At 73.4% G+C, this 16,946-nt stretch carries 12 protein-coding genes and 1 riboswitch; of the genes, 7 read left to right on the forward strand and 5 right to left on the reverse strand.

What is annotated here, in order from left to right:
• The first annotated feature begins 104 nt into the window (after nt 1-104).
• Entirely contained in the window at nt 105-1,454 is a 1,350-nt protein-coding gene (locus ACF1AL_RS18080; protein WP_391826491.1) for an SWIM zinc finger domain-containing protein, read from the forward strand.
• A gap of 143 nt (nt 1,455-1,597) precedes the next feature.
• A complete protein-coding gene (locus ACF1AL_RS18085) occupies nt 1,598-3,223 on the forward strand; it encodes a DUF5691 domain-containing protein (protein WP_391826493.1) in 1,626 nt (541 codons plus the stop codon).
• A gap of 569 nt (nt 3,224-3,792) precedes the next feature.
• On the opposite strand, the gene ACF1AL_RS18090 is transcribed toward ACF1AL_RS18085, so the two are convergent.
• A complete protein-coding gene (locus tag ACF1AL_RS18090) occupies nt 3,793-4,209 on the reverse strand; it encodes a cobalamin B12-binding domain-containing protein (RefSeq protein ID WP_384204774.1) in 417 nt (138 codons plus the stop codon).
• Between the two features lie 419 nt (nt 4,210-4,628).
• Between ACF1AL_RS18090 and ACF1AL_RS18095 the strand changes: the two genes are divergently transcribed.
• Both ACF1AL_RS18095 and ACF1AL_RS18100 read left to right on the forward strand, forming a co-directional pair.
• Nucleotides 4,629-5,591: an esterase/lipase family protein gene (locus tag ACF1AL_RS18095; RefSeq protein WP_391780469.1), complete on the forward strand. Its 963-nt coding sequence runs from the start codon at nt 4,629-4,631 to the stop codon at nt 5,589-5,591.
• Nucleotides 5,592-6,032: 441 nt separating this feature from the next.
• Entirely contained in the window at nt 6,033-7,565 is a 1,533-nt protein-coding gene (locus ACF1AL_RS18100) for a M23 family metallopeptidase (RefSeq protein WP_391826495.1), read from the forward strand.
• A gap of 39 nt (nt 7,566-7,604) precedes the next feature.
• Here the strand turns inward: ACF1AL_RS18100 and pcrA are convergent, their stop codons facing one another.
• Nucleotides 7,605-10,088 carry a DNA helicase PcrA gene (pcrA, locus tag ACF1AL_RS18105; protein ID WP_391660026.1) on the reverse strand — a complete coding sequence of 828 codons (2,484 nt, stop codon included), beginning with the start codon at nt 10,086-10,088 and terminating at the stop codon, nt 7,605-7,607.
• 207 nt (nt 10,089-10,295) lie between these two features.
• Nucleotides 10,296-10,460: riboswitch (cyclic di-AMP (ydaO/yuaA leader) on the forward strand.
• 7 nt (nt 10,461-10,467) lie between these two features.
• On the opposite strand from pcrA, the gene ACF1AL_RS18110 reads away from it, so the two are divergent.
• Complete coding sequence (locus ACF1AL_RS18110) at nt 10,468-11,628, forward strand: NlpC/P60 family protein (RefSeq protein ID WP_391826497.1); 1,161 nt, start codon at nt 10,468-10,470, stop codon at nt 11,626-11,628.
• Nucleotides 11,629-11,694: 66 nt separating this feature from the next.
• On the forward strand, nt 11,695-12,699 hold the full coding sequence (locus ACF1AL_RS18115) for a tellurite resistance/C4-dicarboxylate transporter family protein (RefSeq protein ID WP_391826499.1): 1,005 nt from the start codon (nt 11,695-11,697) through the stop codon (nt 12,697-12,699).
• Here the strand turns inward: ACF1AL_RS18115 and ACF1AL_RS18120 are convergent.
• A complete protein-coding gene (locus ACF1AL_RS18120; protein ID WP_391821042.1) occupies nt 12,677-13,030 on the reverse strand; it encodes a hypothetical protein in 354 nt (117 codons plus the stop codon). The two genes, ACF1AL_RS18115 and ACF1AL_RS18120, sit on opposite strands and share 23 nt — an antisense overlap.
• 589 nt (nt 13,031-13,619) lie before the next feature.
• Here ACF1AL_RS18120 and ACF1AL_RS18125 point away from each other — a divergent pair.
• Nucleotides 13,620-14,699, forward strand: a complete 1,080-nt coding sequence (locus tag ACF1AL_RS18125; protein WP_391826501.1) for an NlpC/P60 family protein — start codon at nt 13,620-13,622, stop codon at nt 14,697-14,699.
• 112 nt (nt 14,700-14,811) lie between these two features.
• Here the strand turns inward: ACF1AL_RS18125 and ACF1AL_RS18130 are convergent, their stop codons facing one another.
• Together ACF1AL_RS18130 and ACF1AL_RS18135 are read right to left on the reverse strand one after the other, a co-directional pair.
• On the reverse strand, nt 14,812-15,528 hold the full coding sequence (locus ACF1AL_RS18130; protein ID WP_366837921.1) for a response regulator transcription factor: 717 nt from the start codon (nt 15,526-15,528) through the stop codon (nt 14,812-14,814).
• Entirely contained in the window at nt 15,525-16,817 is a 1,293-nt protein-coding gene (locus tag ACF1AL_RS18135; RefSeq protein ID WP_391703994.1) for a PspC domain-containing protein, read from the reverse strand. The genes ACF1AL_RS18130 and ACF1AL_RS18135 overlap by 4 nt, the downstream gene beginning before the upstream one ends.
• Between the last annotated feature and the right edge of the window lie 129 nt (nt 16,818-16,946).

The raw sequence follows: 16,946 nt of genomic DNA on the forward strand, positions 1-16,946 counted from the left end.
GTGATCTGCGTCCACCGTGCACCACCCCACTGACAATGCGTTCCGACCTGGGCAAACGCGCTCGCCGGGGCCGATTGTCAGTGGGGGGACCTACCGTCGGGGACATGACTCAGCAGGGGGTGCGCTGGAGTGCGGACCAGGTGCTGGCACTGGCACCTGACGCCGCGTCGCGCACAGCGGGAAGCAGACTCGGCGCGGCCGGGCCGTGGTCCGGTGCGGGCAGTTCCGGCGAGGGGGCGGTGTGGGGGCTGTGCGAGGGCAGCGGCAGCACGCCGTACCGGACGGTCGTGGACCTGGCGGACGCCTCGGGCCCGGCGTTCACGTGCAGTTGCCCCAGCCGGAAGTTCCCGTGCAAGCACGCCCTGGGGCTGCTGCTGCTCTGGTCGGCCGGCGAGGGCGCGGTGCCGCGGGCGGAGCCGCCGGAGTGGGCGCGGCGGTGGCTGGAGGGGAGGAGAAACCGGGCCGCGCAGCAGCGGACGGCGGAGACGGCGGGGTCCGCGCCCGCCGATCCGGAGGCGGCGCGGCGGCGGGCCGAACGCCGGGCCGAGCGCATCACCGCCGGGGCCACGGAGCTGGAGCAGCGGCTGGCGGACCTGCTGCGGTCCGGCCTGGCCACGGCCGAGCAGGCGGGATACGGGCTGTGGGAGGAGACGGCGGCCCGCATGGTCGACGCGCAGGCACCGGGACTGGCCGCACGGGTGCGGGAGTTGGGGGCGATCCCGGGCTCCGGGCCCGGCTGGCCGGTGCGGCTGCTGGAGGAGTGCGCCCTGCTGCATCTGCTCGACCAGGGCTGGCTGGGCCGTGAGCGGCTGCCGGAGGGCCTGGTGGCGACGGTCCGCTCCCGCGTCGGCCTGCCCTCCGCGCCGGACGGGCCGCCGGTGCGCGACGAGTGGCTGGTCCTCGCCCAGTACGACACGTCCGACGGGAAACTGACGACCCGCCGGACATGGCTGCACGGCGCCGCCACGGACCGCACCGCGCTGCTGCTGTCGTACGGCGCCGCCGGCCGCGCCCCGGAGCTGGCGCTGCCGGTGGGCCTCGCGCTGGACGCGGAGGTGTCCGCCTATCCCGGGGACGGGCGGCACCGGGTGGCCCTCGGCGAGCGGTTCGCCCCGCCCGCCCCGACGGCCGTACGGCCCAAGGGGGTGACGACCGCGCAGGCGACCGCCCGGTACGGCGAAGCGCTGCGGGACGATCCGTGGCTGGAGTCGGTCCCGGTGACGCTGGAGTCGGTGATACCGACGCCGGCCGGGAAGTCCTGGCAGCTCGCGGACGCCGACGGCGAGGGGGCGCTGCCGCTGACCCCGGCCGCGGCCGGCCGCCCCGGGCTGTGGCGGCTGGTCGCCCTGTCCGGCGGCGCACCGGTGACGGTGTTCGGCGAGTGCGGCCACCGAGGCTTCACCCCGCTCACGGCCTGGCCCCGCAGCGACGGTGAGGTGGTCTCGCTGCACTGACCCATGCCAGGCGGCGGCGTACGCACGCCTCCCGCCGCGCGGTTCGCCATCTCTTGCCCGCAGCCACGCATTCGTCGTGCCCCTCGGGACACCCGTACCGCCGGGTCCTCGGCGACTCCCGGGGCCTCCTCGAAAGGAAGCGCATGAACACGACCTCGGCCCCCGTGGCCCGGCCCGCGTCCGGTGCCTGGGAGGAACTGGTCACCGCCGCGCTGCTCGGCACGGACCGGCGTACGCCGCCGACGCCGGCGGGCGGCCGGGAGGCCCCGGTGGCGCTGCTGGACGCCGCAGCCGCGGCGACCGTGCGCCGGCGGGCCGGCCTGCGCCCCGCCACGCCCGCACCCCGGCCCGAACCGGCCCCCGCCGACCCGCGTCCCCCGCTGCCCGCCGCGGCGGCCCGCAGACTCGGCACGCTGCTGGCCGACCGCCCCGGCGCGGGCAGCGGCCGCAGAGGCACCGCGCCGGACCTGATGGAGCTGCTGCCGCAGTGGCTCGCCCTGGCCAACGCCCGCGGCTGGGCCCCACCGCCCCAGGCGCTGCCCGCACTGCTCGACGCCGCTCGGGGCCGTACGGATCTGCGGCCGGCGGTGCTGGAGTTCGCCGGTCCGCGCGCGCTGTGGCTGGCCCGCCTCAACCCGGACTGGCGGTTCGCCCTGCGGGCCGCGCCCGGCGGCGGCACGGCCCTGCCGGGTCCGGACCAGCCGGAGGTGATCGAGCGGCTGTGGCGGGAGGGCCTGTTCGCCGAACGGGTGGCGCTGCTGTCGGCGCTGCGTGACCGCGATCCCGGGGCGGCCCGCGCGCTGCTGGCCGGCACCTGGGCCACGGAGCGCGCCGAGGACCGGCTGATGTTCCTCGACTCGCTGCGCACCGGACTCGGCCCGGACGACGAGCCGTTCCTGGAACAGGCCCTCGGCGACCGCAGCCGCAACGTCCGCTCGACGGCGGCGGAGCTGCTGTCGGCACTGCCGATGTCGGCGCTCGCCGCCCGGATGGCCGCGCGGGCCGGCACCTGCGTGGCCCTGGACCGCACCCGCGAGACGCCCACGATCGTCGTGGAAGCACCCCACGAGTGCGATCCGAGCATGGAGCGCGACGGTGTCCAGCCCACGGCGCCGACGGGACGAGGTGAACGGTCGTGGTGGTTCGGTCAGCTGGTGGAGGCCGCGCCGCTGAGCACCTGGTCCGGGCGGCTCGGCGGACGGACGCCGAAGGAGATCGTGGCCCTGCCGGTGGCCGACGACTGGCAGGGCGAACTGCACGCCGCCTGGTGCCGGGCGGCGGTACGGCAGCGGGACGGCGTCTGGGCGCGGGCGCTGCTCGGCGAGCCATCGGCACCGGAGGCGGGCGGTCCGGGCGCGGTCTCCCTGGCCGAGCGGGCCAAGCTGCTGGGCACGCTGACCCCCGGCGAACGGGCCGAGTGGGTCGCCGGGTTCATCGCGGCGCACGGCCTGTCCGAGGCATTCCAGCTGCTCGGCGTGTGCGCGGTGCCGTGGGCGGCGCCGCTCGGCCGGGCGGTGGTCGACGCGCTCAACATCGCACGCGACGCGGGGAGTTACCCATGGAGCTTCAGCGGAGTGATGGGGCTGGCCGAGCGGTGCCTGGACCCGGCGGAGGCCGGCCGGCTCGACGGGCTCCTCGCGGTGCCGGACGAGCCGGAGGACGCGTCACCGGGAGCCGGGAGCTACTGGGCGGAGGCCTTCCAGCGCCTGGTCACCACACTCCGCCTGCGGGCGGACATGGCACGCGAGCTGCAGACGGGCCCACCGTGACAGCCCCGACGCCGGACCACGACGGCCGAAGCGCCGCGAACGGTGTGAGCGGCGTCGGCGGCACGGCCCGCGTGGGCAACACGGCCCGCGTGGGCAACACGGACCGCGGGGGCAACACGGACCGCATGGGCAACACGGACCGCGCGGGCAACACGGACGCCGTAAACCGCAGGGACCGCGCGGGCGCCACGAACGCCGTGAACCGCACGGACCGCGCGGGCGGCGCATCCCGCACGGACGGCGTATACGGCCAGGTCACCCTGGGCGACCGCGACACCCCGCGTGGCCACCCGGCGCCCCAGGCTCACCCATATGGCCGACCGACCGTCCAGGCTCACCCGCGTGGCCACCCGGCGCCCCAGGCTCACCCATATGGCCGACCGACCGTCCAGGCTCACCATGGCCGCCCGGCCGTCCGGCCTCACCCGCGCGCTCAGGACAGCGGAAGCGACGGGCCGGCCGTTGAACACAAGCCGGCCCCCGGACCACTGCCCGTGACCGCCCCCGAGCCGCCCGCCTCGCGGAACCCCGCGACCCGCGACCGGCGGAAATGCCGCCCGCGGGGCCCGTCAGGCCTCGGCCGGCTGGCGGACGTTCGCCCGGACCCAGTCGACGATCGACTGCGTCGTCGCGCCGGGGGTGAAGATCGCGGCGACGCCCTTCTCCTTCAGCGGCGGGATGTCGTCCTCCGGGATGATCCCGCCGCCGAAGACCAGGATGTCCTCGGCGTCCCGCTCCCGGAGCAGATCGATCACCGCGGCGAACAGCGTGTTGTGCGCTCCGGAGAGGATGGACAGCCCGATGGCGTCGGCGTCCTCCTGGATCGCGGTGTCGACGATCTGCTCGGGGGTCTGGTGGAGCCCGGTGTAGATCACCTCCATGCCCGCGTCGCGCAGCGCACGCGCGATGACCTTGGCCCCGCGATCGTGGCCGTCGAGCCCCGGCTTCGCCACCACGACGCGGATCGGACCGGCTGCCACACCCATCACTGCCTCCATGAAGCGACTGCATCCATCCCCACCGACAAGTACTGCGGTACCCACACCGGCCGGGGAAGTGAACGAACGTTATCGCCAGCATCCCGCAACCGGCAGTTTCGCGGTGCACAGCGAGGGGGAAATCACACAGTGGGACATGTTCATCGCGCAGGGTTCCCGGAATCCGCGAGCCATGCGCCGGAGACTTCCGGGGCACTCGGACCCCAGAAGGAACACGCGCCACGGGAGCCGCTACGAGGTCGCCGTGTCACCGCGCCGCAGGCAGCGCGTCGCGAGGACAGGGCGTATCGACACAGGAGCACATCGCACACACCGCAGGACACCCCGTCGAGGACCTCGGCCACGGCATCCCACGAGGGCACGCGGGGGACAGAGCCGTCCCCCCGGGTGCCGACTGGAGGTCGGCCATGAAGGTCACCAGGGTCCTGTATCCCTTTCTCCCCCTCTGTCAGCGCCTCCTGCCGAGCAGGCTGGCCGGGCTCTCGGTGGCCCTGCTGAAGGCCACCGCCCTGGAGCTCGCGATCCTCACCGGTCACCTCCTGCTGTATCCCTCCGGCATCGTCCAGGAACGCCGCATTCCGGCCCTGCCCGGTCCGGCCCCCGCCCGCGGCACCCGCGTCGCCCAGGCCTCCTACGGCGTCGAGGGCGCCGACGACGGCCTCCAGGCCGGCATCGAGGCCGACGGAACCCACGAGACCCCGGACCCGGCGCGGCTGCCGGCCCCGGCCCATCCGCCCGTGGTGCTGCTGCACGGCTTCATCGACAACCGGTCCGTGTTCGTGCTGCTGCGCCGCAATCTGGCCCAGCACGGCCGGCAGCGCGTCGAGTCGCTGAACTACTCGCCGCTGACCTGCGACATCCGTATCGCCGCTGAGCTGCTCGGACGGCACATCGAGGAGATATGCGAGCGCACGGGCAGTGCGCGCGTCGACATCGTGGGCCACAGCCTGGGCGGGCTGATCGCCCGGTATTACGTGCAGCGCCTCGGTGGCGATCACCGGGTGCGCACGCTGGTCACGCTGGGTACACCGCACTCCGGCACCCGGGTGGCTCCCCTCGCCAACGCGCACCCGATCGTGCGCCAGATGCGGCCCGGCTCGCCGGTGCTGGAGGAGCTGGCCCAGCCGGCGCCCGGCTGCCGTACCCGCTTCGTGAGCTTCTGGAGCGACCTGGACCATCTGATGGACCCGCTGGAGAGCGCCTGCATCGACCACCCCGACCTGCTCGCCCAGAACGTGCAGGTGACCGGGATCGGCCATCTGGCCCTGCCGGTTCACCCGGCCGTGGCGGCCGGCATACGCCAGGCCCTCGACGCGGAACTGCCCGGAACCGCTGCCACCGCCGACACGGGCGGCCTGACCGTGGCGTGACCGAGAGGAGGAAAGCCGGCCGGCAGCCCCACCGGGCGACAGGCCCGACCGGCACCTCCAGGCGGCGACACGCCCGGCCGGAGTCCCGACCAGGGCGCCGGCCCCGGCCGTGGGTCACCGCGCGTGACCGCCCGGCGACGGCCGGGCAGCATGCCCGAAGCCGCCGGAGCACCTCTGGAAGCTGACCGGAGAACGCCTAGAGGGCGAATCGCCCCCTCACACAGCCGACCCCGGCGACCCGCCACCCCGCCTCGACGGCGACAAAAAGTCGAACAATCATCGAACGCAAGGCCAAGCCCGCGTCTGGACCGGCCAAAAGACGACCGAATGCCCGTTTCCTGCGCGCGCGAAACCAAGCGAAGATTGTCGTGCCCGCGTACCGCCGGGTACAGTCGCCGCACTGCTCTGGCAGCCCCTGTTGTCGAGGCGAAAGAGAAGTTGGTGAACGACCGTCACCCGTCGGGGACCATGACCACCCCGGCTCCGGCTTCCGACGCCTCCTCGGCGCAGTACGCGTCGTACGGTGAGCAGGACGCCCCGTACGGCAACTTCACCAGCTACGGCGGGTACGACGCGAACGGTTTTTCCGACGGTGCGCACGGCACCGGGGAGTTCGCGACCGATCCGCTCTTCGGAAGTCTTCCCGGCGACGGCGGGTATGACACCGGCCAGTGGTCCACCGGCGGCCATCCGGTCGCGCACCAGGACCCGTACGCGGCCCAGCACCACGCGGCGTACGACACCGGCGCCTACGACACGACCGCCTGGACCTCCGACTACCAGCAGCTGTCGGCGATTCCGCCGCAGGCCGCCGCCCCCGACGTCTCCGGTCAGTGGGACGCGTCCGCCTGGCTGCAGCCCGACCAGGCCGCCGCCGACGCCGCCCAGCAGTGGGACTGGGGCACGCAGAGCTTCGACAGCGGCGTGTACGACGCCACGCAGTGGAACACCGCGGGCACCGCGGAGGCGACGGGCGCCTACGACACCGCGCACACCACCGGCGGGTACGACACCGCCGAGCCGCACGGCGGCTACGCGCACCAGGCGGAACCTTTCGACCAGCAGGCCACCGCCACCTTCGACCAGGTCGCCTACGACGAACCGGCCCACGACGACGGCCGGTTGACCGGCACCGGCGAACTGCCCGCGCTCACCCCGGACTCCGCCCCGCTCCTGGACGACCAGGAGGAGGTCACCCCGCCCCCGCAGACCCGCGCGGCCGCCCGGGGCGCCTCCCGCTCCCGCCGCCGTACGCCCGCGAAGCGGTCGGCGCTGCTGACCGTCGCCGTGCCGTCGGCGTGCGTGATGGGGGTCGCCGGGATCGCCGTCGCCTCCGTCGGCGCGCTGAGCGGCGACGACGGCCAGGACACCACCGCGACCGCCTCGGACGCGCACGCGGTGAAACCGTCCGCCGCCAACAACAAGCTGGACACCCAGCTCGCGAGCCTGTCCGCCGGCGCCGACGACTTCGCCGACCGGGCCAGCCGCACCCAGGAGCGCATCGACCTCAAGGCGCAGCAGGAGCTGGAGCGCAAGAAGGCCGCCGAGGAGGCGGCCCGCAAGGAGCGGCTGCGCCCCAAGTTCGCGCTGCCGGTCCTGCAGCACGGTCTGAGCGCCTACTTCGGCCAGGCCGGCATCAACTGGATGTCGGTGCACACCGGCATCGACTTCCCCGTGTCGTACGGCACCACGGTGATGGCCGCGACCGACGGCGTCGTGCGCACGCAGTGGAACAGCGCCTACGGCAACATGATGATCGTGACCGCGAAGGACGGCACGGAGACGTGGTACTGCCACCTCTCCAGCTACCGCGTCTCCTCCGGTACGACCGTCAAGGCCGGTCAGCCGATCGCGTACTCCGGGAACTCGGGCAACTCCACCGGTCCGCACCTGCACTTCGAGGTGCGTCCCGGCGGCGGCGCGGCGATCAACCCGCTGCCGTGGCTGCGCAGCCACGGCCTCGACCCGACCTGACCGGGCCCGGGGGCCGAAGCCCCCGGCGTCTTCCCTTCCCTACAGCTTCTCCACCGGCGCGTACCGCAGCAGCAGCCGCTTCGGCTTGCCGTCGCCGAAGTCGATCGTCGCCTCCGCCTTGTCGGCGGTGCCCTTGACCGCGACGACCGTGCCGAGCCCGAACTGGTCGTGCGTGACCCGGTCCCCGACGGCCAGCGAGACCACCGGCTTGTCCCCGGCGCGGCGCGTGGCGAACCCGGAGGCGCCGGCGGCCGAGGAGCGCGAGCGGGACGAGGACAGCGAGGCGGCGATCCCCGAGGCCGGCCCGGAGGAGACCGGCGCGGATCCGCCCGTGCGCTTCCAGTCGACGTGCTGCGGCGGGATCTCCTCCAGGAAGCGGGAGGGCGGGTTGTACGACGGCTGCCCCCACGCGCTGCGCATCGAGGACCGCGTCAGATACAGCCGCTCCCGGGCGCGGGTGATGCCGACGTAGGCGAGACGGCGCTCCTCCTCCAGCTCCTTGGTCTGGCCGAGGGCCCGCATGTGCGGGAAGACGCCGTCCTCCATGCCGGTGAGGAACACCACCGGGAACTCCAGGCCCTTGGCGGTGTGCAGGGTCATCAGGGTGATGACGCCGGAGCCTTCGTCGTCCTCGTCGGGGATCTGGTCGGAGTCGGCGACCAGGGCGACCTGCTCCAGGAAGTCGGACAGGGCGACGGACTCGCCCTCGCCGCGCTCCTGCTCGAACTCCAGGGCCACGGCGGCGAGTTCCTGGAGGTTCTCGATGCGGGTCTCGTCCTGCGGGTCGGTGGAGGACTGCAACTCGGCGAGGTAGCCGGTGCGTTCCAGGACGGCCTCCAGCACGGTGGCCGGTCCGGCGCCGGACTCGACGATGGTGCGCAGGTCCTCCATCAGCGTGTTGAACCGCTTGACGGCGTTGGTGGAGCGGGCGGCCATGCCGTACGCCTCGTCGACCCGCTTGAGCGCCTGCGGGAAGCTGATCTTCTCGCGCTGGGCGAGGGCGTCGATCATCGCCTCGGCACGCTCGCCGATGCCGCGCTTGGGCACGTTGAGGATGCGCCGCAGCGGGACGGAGTCCTCCGGGTTGGCGAGGACCCGCAGGTAGGCCAGGACGTCCCGGACTTCCTTGCGCTCGTAGAAGCGGACGCCGCCGACGACCTTGTAGGGCAGGCCGACGCGGATGAAGACCTCTTCGAAGACACGGGACTGGGCGTTGGTGCGGTAGAAGACGGCGACGTCGCCGGCCTTCGCCTCGCCCGCGTCGACCAGGCGGTCTATCTCGTCGGCGACGAACTGGGCCTCGTCGTGCTCGGTGTCGGCGACGTAGCCGGTGATGCGGGCGCCCTGGCCGGCGTTGGTCCACAGGTTCTTCGGGCGGCGGGACTCGTTGCGCTCGATGACCGCGTTGGCGGCGGACAGGATGGTCTGCGTGGAGCGGTAGTTCTGCTCCAGCAGGATCGTCGTCGCGTCCGGGTAGTCCTCCTCGAACTGGAGGATGTTGCGGATCGTCGCGCCGCGGAAGGCGTAGATCGACTGGTCGGCGTCGCCCACCACGCACAGCTCGGCGGGCGGTACGTCGAGGTCGCTGGGCGGGGTGTCCTCGTCGTACTCCCCCGTGCCCACCAGCTCGCGCACCAGGGCGTACTGGGCGTGGTTGGTGTCCTGGTACTCGTCGACCAGGACGTGCCGGAAGCGGCGGCGGTAGTGCTCGGCGACGTCCGGGAAGGCGCGCAGCAGGTTGACCGTCGTCATGATCAGGTCGTCGAAGTCGAGGGCGTTCGCCTCGCGCAGCCGCGACTGGTACAGGGCGTAGGCCTGGGCGAGGGTCTTCTCGAAACCGTCGGTGGCCTGGGCGGCGAAGTCCTCCTCGTCGATCAACTCGTTCTTCAGGTTGCTGATCTTGGCGCTGAAGGACTTCGGCGGGAAGCGCTTGGGGTCGAGGTCCAGGTCGCGGCAGACCAGGGCCATCAGGCGCTTGGAGTCGGCGGCGTCGTAGATCGAGAAGGAGGAGGTGAAGCCGAGCTTCTTGGACTCGCGGCGCAGGATGCGCACGCACGCGCTGTGGAAGGTCATCACCCACATCGCGTTCGCGCGCGGGCCGACGAGCTGCTCCACGCGCTCCTTCATCTCGCCCGCGGCCTTGTTGGTGAAGGTGATCGCGAGGATCTGGCCCGGGTGGACGTCCCGCTCGGCGAGCAGGTAGGCGATGCGGTGGGTGAGCACGCGGGTCTTGCCGGAGCCGGCGCCGGCGACGATGAGCAGCGGGGAGCCGGAGTGCACGACGGCGGCGCGCTGGTTGTCGTTCAGCCCGTCCAGCAGCGCGGCGGAGTCGAGCGCGGGGCGCGCGGCGCCGTCGCGGTAGTAGGCGTCCCGGTCCGGCGGCACGTCGAACTTCCCGCCGAACAGATCGTCCGGAATCGGCTCCGGAGTGTGATCGTCCTCGGGCGGCGGCGGGGGTTCCTCCAGGTGGGCCCGCGGGGCCTGGAGGTCCGCCAGGAAGCTGTCGTCAAAGAGGCTGCTCATCGCTCTCCGAGTCTAGGGCGCCCCACTGACAACCCGTGGCCCGTCCGGGGAACATCACACGTCACCCAGTATCACCACCCGGTGACACTACGCGATGGTCACGAAAACGTATCGGGCATATCACGCACCAACCTTCACAGCAGGCACACGAGTTGGCTACCGTGCCGCCCAGGCCGTACGACCTCCACCGGCGAACGTCGCCGGGCCGCGCGGCCTCCGCCGAGTCCGGTGCGCCCGCACAGCCACCGGAGCCGGGGACCCACCCGAGACCTGGGGTGAATCGGCCCTCTCCCCCCGGAGAGCCGTAGGGCACACCTTCCACACAGCCCGAACCCGACAGCTAACCCGGTAGGCGGCCCGTTGGAAGGAGTCGCCTCCCTTGGCGTCGCACCGCAAGTCGCGTCCCGCCGCAGCCCTCGCCGGGATACGCACCCCCGCCCTGGCCACGGCCGCCCTCACCTCCGTCGCCCTGCTCTCGCAGACCGCCGACGCCGTCCCCGCGGACCACAAGCCCAGCCTGGAGGAGGTCGAGAAGAAGGTCGACGACCTCTACCGGCAGGCGGAGACCGCGACCGACAAGTACAACGCCGCCAAGGAGCGGACGGCGAAGCAGCGCACCCGGGTCGACTCCCTGATGGACGACGTGGCCCGGCGCACCCAGAAGCTCAACGACGCGCGCGAGGAGCTGGGCTCCTTCGCCGCCGCCCAGTACCGCACCGGCGGTGCCGCCCTCCCCGACACGGCGACCTTCCTGCTCGCCGACTCCCCGCAGCAGTACTTCGACCGGAGCCACCTCATGGACCGGCTGACCAGCCGGCAGAAGGAGGCGGTCGACGACTACGTCACCGAGCAGGCGCAGACGATGCGGCAGCGCCGCGAGGCCACCGACGGCCTGCGCGCGCTCACCGAGTCGCAGAACGACCTGCGCACCGCCAAGGCCACCGTGCAGAAGAAGCTCGCCGACGCGCGCGAGCTGCTGGCGCAGCTGACGGCGCAGGAGAAGGCGCGGCTCGCGGCGATCGAGCGGCAGAGGCAGGAGGAGGCCGCCCGCAAGGCGGCGGAACTGGCGCGGCAGCAGGCGGCCCAGCAGGAGCAGGCCCAGCAGCAGGGCGGCGGCTCGTCGACCGGCGGCACGGGCACGGGCGCAGCTACCGGCACCGGCACCGGAAGCACGGGCACCAGCACCCAGGCCGACAAGGCCCTCGCCTTCGCCCGCGCGCAGATCGGCAAGCCGTACGTGTGGGGCGCGACCGGCCCCGACTCCTACGACTGCTCCGGGCTCACCCAGGCCGCCTGGAAGGCCGCCGGCGTGGACCTGCCGCGCACCACCTACGACCAGGTGAACGCCGGCACGACGGTCCCGCTGTCCCAGGCCCGCCCCGGCGACCTGGTCTTCTTCTACGGCGATGTCAGCCACGTCGGCGTCTACATCGGCGGCGGCATGATGATCCACGCCCCGAAGCCCGGCGCATACGTGCGCGAGGAGTCCATCTACTACGACGGCGAGTCGGCCATCCACAGCGTCGTACGCCCGGCCTGACGGTTTGCGGCCACCGGCGCGCGTGCCCCGGGCCCGGCGCGCGGCAGGGTTCATAGCATCGACGGCATGTCCCTTTCCTCGCGCCGGCACGCCGCGTCCGGCACCCCCTCCTCGCTGCGCGCGTGGTGGGCGCAGCGCACCCCGGCGTCCGGGGCGGCCGTCATGGCGACCGGGATCGTGTCGGTCGGGCTGGGCCTGACCGGGTACGAGCTGCTGTCCCGGATCTGGCTGGCGGCGGCCTCGGTGTTCTGGCTGGGCCTGGCCGCGGAGTTCCTGACGCGGCTGCTGAGGGACCGGACGCGGTGGGCGACCGAGGCGGCCACGCCGGGTGCGCTGACGTCGGTGGCCGCGACGACGGTGCTGGGCACGCGGTTCGCGATGCTGGGCTGGGTCACCCTGGCCGAGGCGCTGCTGGCCCTGGCGGCCGTGCTGTGGCCGGTGCTGATCGTCACGGTCGTACGGAACTGGGGCCAGCGGATGCCGGGCGCGGTGTTCCTCGGCTGCGTGGCGACGCAGGGGCTGTCCGTGCTCGCCGCCGTCCTCGCGGGGACGCTGGCGACGGCGTGGCTCGCGCACGCCGCGCTGGTGCTGTTCGGGCTGGGCCTGGTGCTCTACGGCATCGCCGTGCCCCGCTTCGACCCGCGGCAGGTGGTGGAGGGGCCCGGCGACCAGTGGATCGCGGGCGGCGCGCTGGCGATCTCCGCGCTGGCCGGGGCGAAACTGCTCGCCGCCGACAGCGCGCGGCTGTACCTGTGGAACGACGACGACCGCGGCGTGCTGCGGTTCGCGACCGTCGCGCTGCTGATCCTGGACCTGCTCTGGTACGTCGTTCTCGTGGTCGCCGAGGTGGTGCGGCCCCGCCTCGGCTACGACACGCGCCGCTGGGCGACGGTGTTCCCGCTCGGCATGACGGCGGCGGCGACGCTGTCCGTCGCCGCCGCGGTCGATACCGGGTGGCTGCGGCACCCCGGTGAGGCGCTGCTGTGGATCGCGGTGGCCGCGTGGCTGGGCGTGGCCGCCGGGGCCCTCACCACTGCCGGTGAGGCGCTCAGGTCCAGAGCACCGCGATGAAGATGTTCGCCACGGTGAGCAGGCCGACCAGGCCGAACAGGCGCTTGTCCACCGTCTCCTCGTCGCGCTTGACGTAGACCAGGCCCAGGATCACGATCAGCAGCGCGAGCTTCACACCGATCTTGATGTTGTTGACGGTGTGGTCGTCGGCCTGGTTGAGGCCGACCAGGACGACGCCGGTGACCAGCATCGTCAGCGCGCCGTGCAGCATCGCCGGGACGAACCGGGCGGCGCCGCGGCCCATCGCCTTCATCTGGGTGAGGAAGCCGCCCAGGAGCGAGGCGATGCCGATGATGTGCAGGCCGACGAAGAGATGGATGAGTACGTCCATGGGGCCGGAGCCTAGCCAGGGGTGATCCGTGGCCTTCCGGCGCCCCGGGCGCGGGGGCGCGGCGGCCGGGCCGTAGCATGCGGGCGCGTGCGCCGTGCGCTCCGCGCGTCCGCTCCGGCGCTCCGCGCGTGCGCTGTGGCCTCTGCGGTGCCGGCAGTCACGACCGGCCGGCGGTCACGCCCGGCTCGGCAGTCCGTCGCCTTCGCCGTAGCAGTCCGGAGCTTCTGCCTCTGTAGCAGTCCGGTGCCTCTGCCTCCGTAGCAGTCCGGTGTCTCTGCCGTCCGGTGGATCGGCGCATCGGTCGGTGCACTGCGTGAAGTCGGCATCTCCGGAACGGGATCACGGTCACATACGGTCACCTCCTGCACCGCTCGCGTCACTTCCGTACAGGCCGTCACCTTCCCGTCACGAAGCGGTTTAGCGTCCTTCCCCAGGTGACCGGCTCCCCACCGCCGTCCGGGCCAGGGGCGGCCGCCGGCCACCACCGCCGAAGAGCCCGGCGGCGCCCGTTCCCCTGACGGGTCGCCGCCGGGCGCGCACCCCGCTCGGCCGGCGGTCCCCGGCGTGGACGAAAGGACGTGCAGTCCCCGTGGCAGCACACCGCAAGCCCAGACAGCGCTCGCTCGGCGGCCGGACGGCCCGTACGGCGTTCACCGTCGCCCTCGCGGGCGCGGCGACGGCGACGGCCTTCGACGGCACCGGCAGCGCCGCGCCGGACCCGACGCCGGACCAGGTCAAGGCGCGGGTCGACCGGCTGTACCAGGAGGCCGAGGTGGCCACCGAGAAGTACAACGGCGCCCAGGAGCAGGCGGGGGCGGCCCGGCGCCGGCTGAAGGACCTCCAGGACGAGACGGCCCGCAGGCAGCAGGACCTCAACGCGGCGCGGGACGCGCTGGGTTCGGTCGCCGGCGCGCAGTACCGCGGCGGCGGGCTGGACCCGGCGCTGCAGCTGATGTTCTCCGACAGCCCGGAGCAGTACCTCGACCGCGCCGCCCTCGCCGAGCGCGCCGGCGACCGGCAGGCCGTTGCCGTCGCCCGGGTGCGCGGGCAGCTGCGGGAGATCGAGCGGCTGCGCGGCGCCGCGCGCGTGGAGCTCGCGTCGCTGCGGTCCCGGCAGGCGGAGCTGAAGCGGCAGAAGCAGACCGTCACCGGCAAGCTGGACGAGGCGCGCTGGCTGCTGGCCCGGCTGACGGCCGAGGAGCGGCGGCGGATCGGGGCAGGCACCGTGTCCGGCGGCGCGGAGCGGGCGTCCCGGGCGGCGGGCGGCGGGGCGCGCGAGGGGCTGGCCGCGCCGGGGAGCGTGACGGCGCAGGCGCCCGATTCACGGGCGGCGGCCGCCGTGGCGTACGCCTACAGCAAGCTCGGCAGCCCGTACGTGTGGGGCGCGACCGGTCCGAACGCCTTCGACTGCTCGGGGCTGGTGCAGGCCGCATACCGCTCCGCGGGGGTTTCGCTGCCTCGTACGACGTACGCGCAGATCGGTGCGGGGCGGCGGGTGTCCCGCTCTGAACTGCGCCCGGGGGACCTGGTGTTCTTCTACTCCGGCATCAGCCACGTCGGGCTGTACGTGGGCAACGGCCAGATGATCCACGCGCCGAACCCGTCGGCACCGGTCCGCCTGGCGCCCATCGACCAGATGCCGTTCGCGGGCGCGACACGGGTGGTGTGAGCGGGGCGCCCTTGTCGTCCGCGGGTCTCGTTGTGGCTGGTCGCGCAGTTCCCCGCGCCCCTGGGGCGTTGCCGTCACCCCCGATCCCCCGCCCCCGTGCACAGGACCGCCGTCACACCAGCCGGCGTGCCGTGGCCCAGCGGGTCAGCTCGTGGCGGTTGGAGAGTTGCAGCTTGCGCAGGACCGCCGAGACGTGGGACTCGACCGTCTTCACCGAGATGAACAGCTGCTTGGCGATCTCCTTGTACGCGTAACCGCGCGCGATGAGCCGCAGCACCTCACGCTCCCGCTGGGTGAGCCGGTCCAGGTCCTCGTCGACCGGCGGCGCGTCCGTGGAGGCGAAGGCGTCCAGCACGAACCCGGCCAGCCGCGGCGAGAACACCGCGTCGCCCTCCTGGACCCGGAAGATCGAGTCGACGAGGTCCGTCCCGGTGATCGTCTTGGTGACATAGCCCCGCGCGCCCCCGCGGATCACGCCGATCACGTCCTCCGCCGCGTCCGACACGGACAGTGCGAGGAAACGGACCGGCCGCTCGGCGTCCGCCATCAACGCGGCGCAGCGGCGCAGCACTTCGACCCCGCCGCCGCCCGGCAGGTGCACGTCGAGCAGGACGACCTCGGGCCGGGTCGCGGTGATGACCGTGACCGCCTGGTCGACGTCCGCGGCCTCCCCGACGACCTCGACGCCCGTCTCCTCGGTCCGGCCGATCTCGGCCTGGACGCCCGTGCGGAACATGCGGTGGTCGTCGACGAGGACGACGCGCACCCGGCGCTCCCCCGCGCCGCCGCCGGACTCCGCCGTACCGTTCGCCTCGGTCGGGTCGCTCATGACGTCTTCTCCGCCCTCTCCATCTCCAGCTCGACCTCCGTGCCGCCGCCCGGCACCGCGCGCAGCCGCGCCGTGCCCCCGTTGCGCTCCATCCGGCCGATGATCGACTCTCTCACGCCCATGCGGTCGGCGGGTATCGCGTCGAGGTCGAAGCCGGGGCCGCGGTCGCGGACGGACACGAACACCGTCCGGCCCTCGACTTCGGCGAAGACCTGCACCGGGCCGCCCTCGCCACCGTACTTGGCGGCGTTCACCATCGCTTCCCGCGCGGCCTGCATCTGCGCGGCGATCCGCTCGTCGAGCGGGCAGTCGCCGACGACGACCACCTCGATCGCGACGCCGTGCTTGTCCTCGACCTCGGCGGCGTTGCGCTTGACCGCGTCGGCGAGCGTGGCCGGCTCGTCGGCCTCGTCCTTGCCGGTGCCCTCCGGCTTGTACAGCCAGGTGCGCAGGTCGCGTTCCTGGGCGCGGGCCAGGCGGCGCACCTCGCCGGGGTTGTCGGCGTTGCGCTGGATCAGCGTCAGGGTGTGCAGCACCGAGTCGTGGACGTGCGCGGCGACCTCGGCGCGTTCCTGGGCGCGGATGCGCATCAGGCGCTCCTCGGACAGGTCCTGCGTCATGCGCACCAGGTACGGCCCGGCCAGCAGCGTGATCCCGACGAGGACCGCCAGCGCCGCCTGGAGGACCGAACCGAGGTGCGCGGCGGAGCCCTGGAGGACGAAGATGCCGGACACGCCGGCCGTCACCAGCAGCACGCCGGCCACCGCCCGCAGCAGCGTCAGCGTGCGCTTGCGGCGGCCCACCTCCACCCAGCGGGCCCGGCGGGCGTTGTCGGCCTGCCGCCACACCAGGGCGACACCGGCGGCCACGAGCACCGCCGGCAGCAGGTACGCCTTGGCGCCGTTGCCGATGTTGACGCTGCCGACGAAGATCAGGGCCACCACGACCATGAGCAGCAGGGCGACGATCTGGCCCTTGTCCGGTCTGCGGGTGACGAGCCGGCGCCGCCCGTCGGGCGAGACCTCGGTGCTCACCAGGGACGGCGGCTTCTGCTGGTCGACGCCGCCGATGCCGAGCGGCACGAAGAACCAGAACGCCGCGTAGAGCAGCGCGCCCAGGCCGTCGGCCATGAACAGGCCCACGAAGACCAGGCGGACCCAGATCACGGGCAGCCCGAGATGCCCGGCGAGCCCCCGCGCCACGCCACCCAGCCAGCGTCCGTCGCTGCTGCGGTAGAGCTTGCGCGGCGGCCGCGGTTCGTCGAGGGGCGCTGCTGCGGTCTCCGGCATGTCACCGATGGTCACACGGCGGACGGGCCGGAGCATCAGGGTCGGTCCCCTAGACGCCCCTGATCTTCCCTTCTCAGGGCAGATATCAGGGTCCGGCCAGGGTCGTCCCGACTGCCGCCGGGGCGCCCG

The sequence above is a fragment of the Streptomyces sp. NPDC014801 genome (genome assembly GCF_043082085.1).
Lineage (GTDB): Bacteria > Actinomycetota > Actinomycetes > Streptomycetales > Streptomycetaceae > Streptomyces.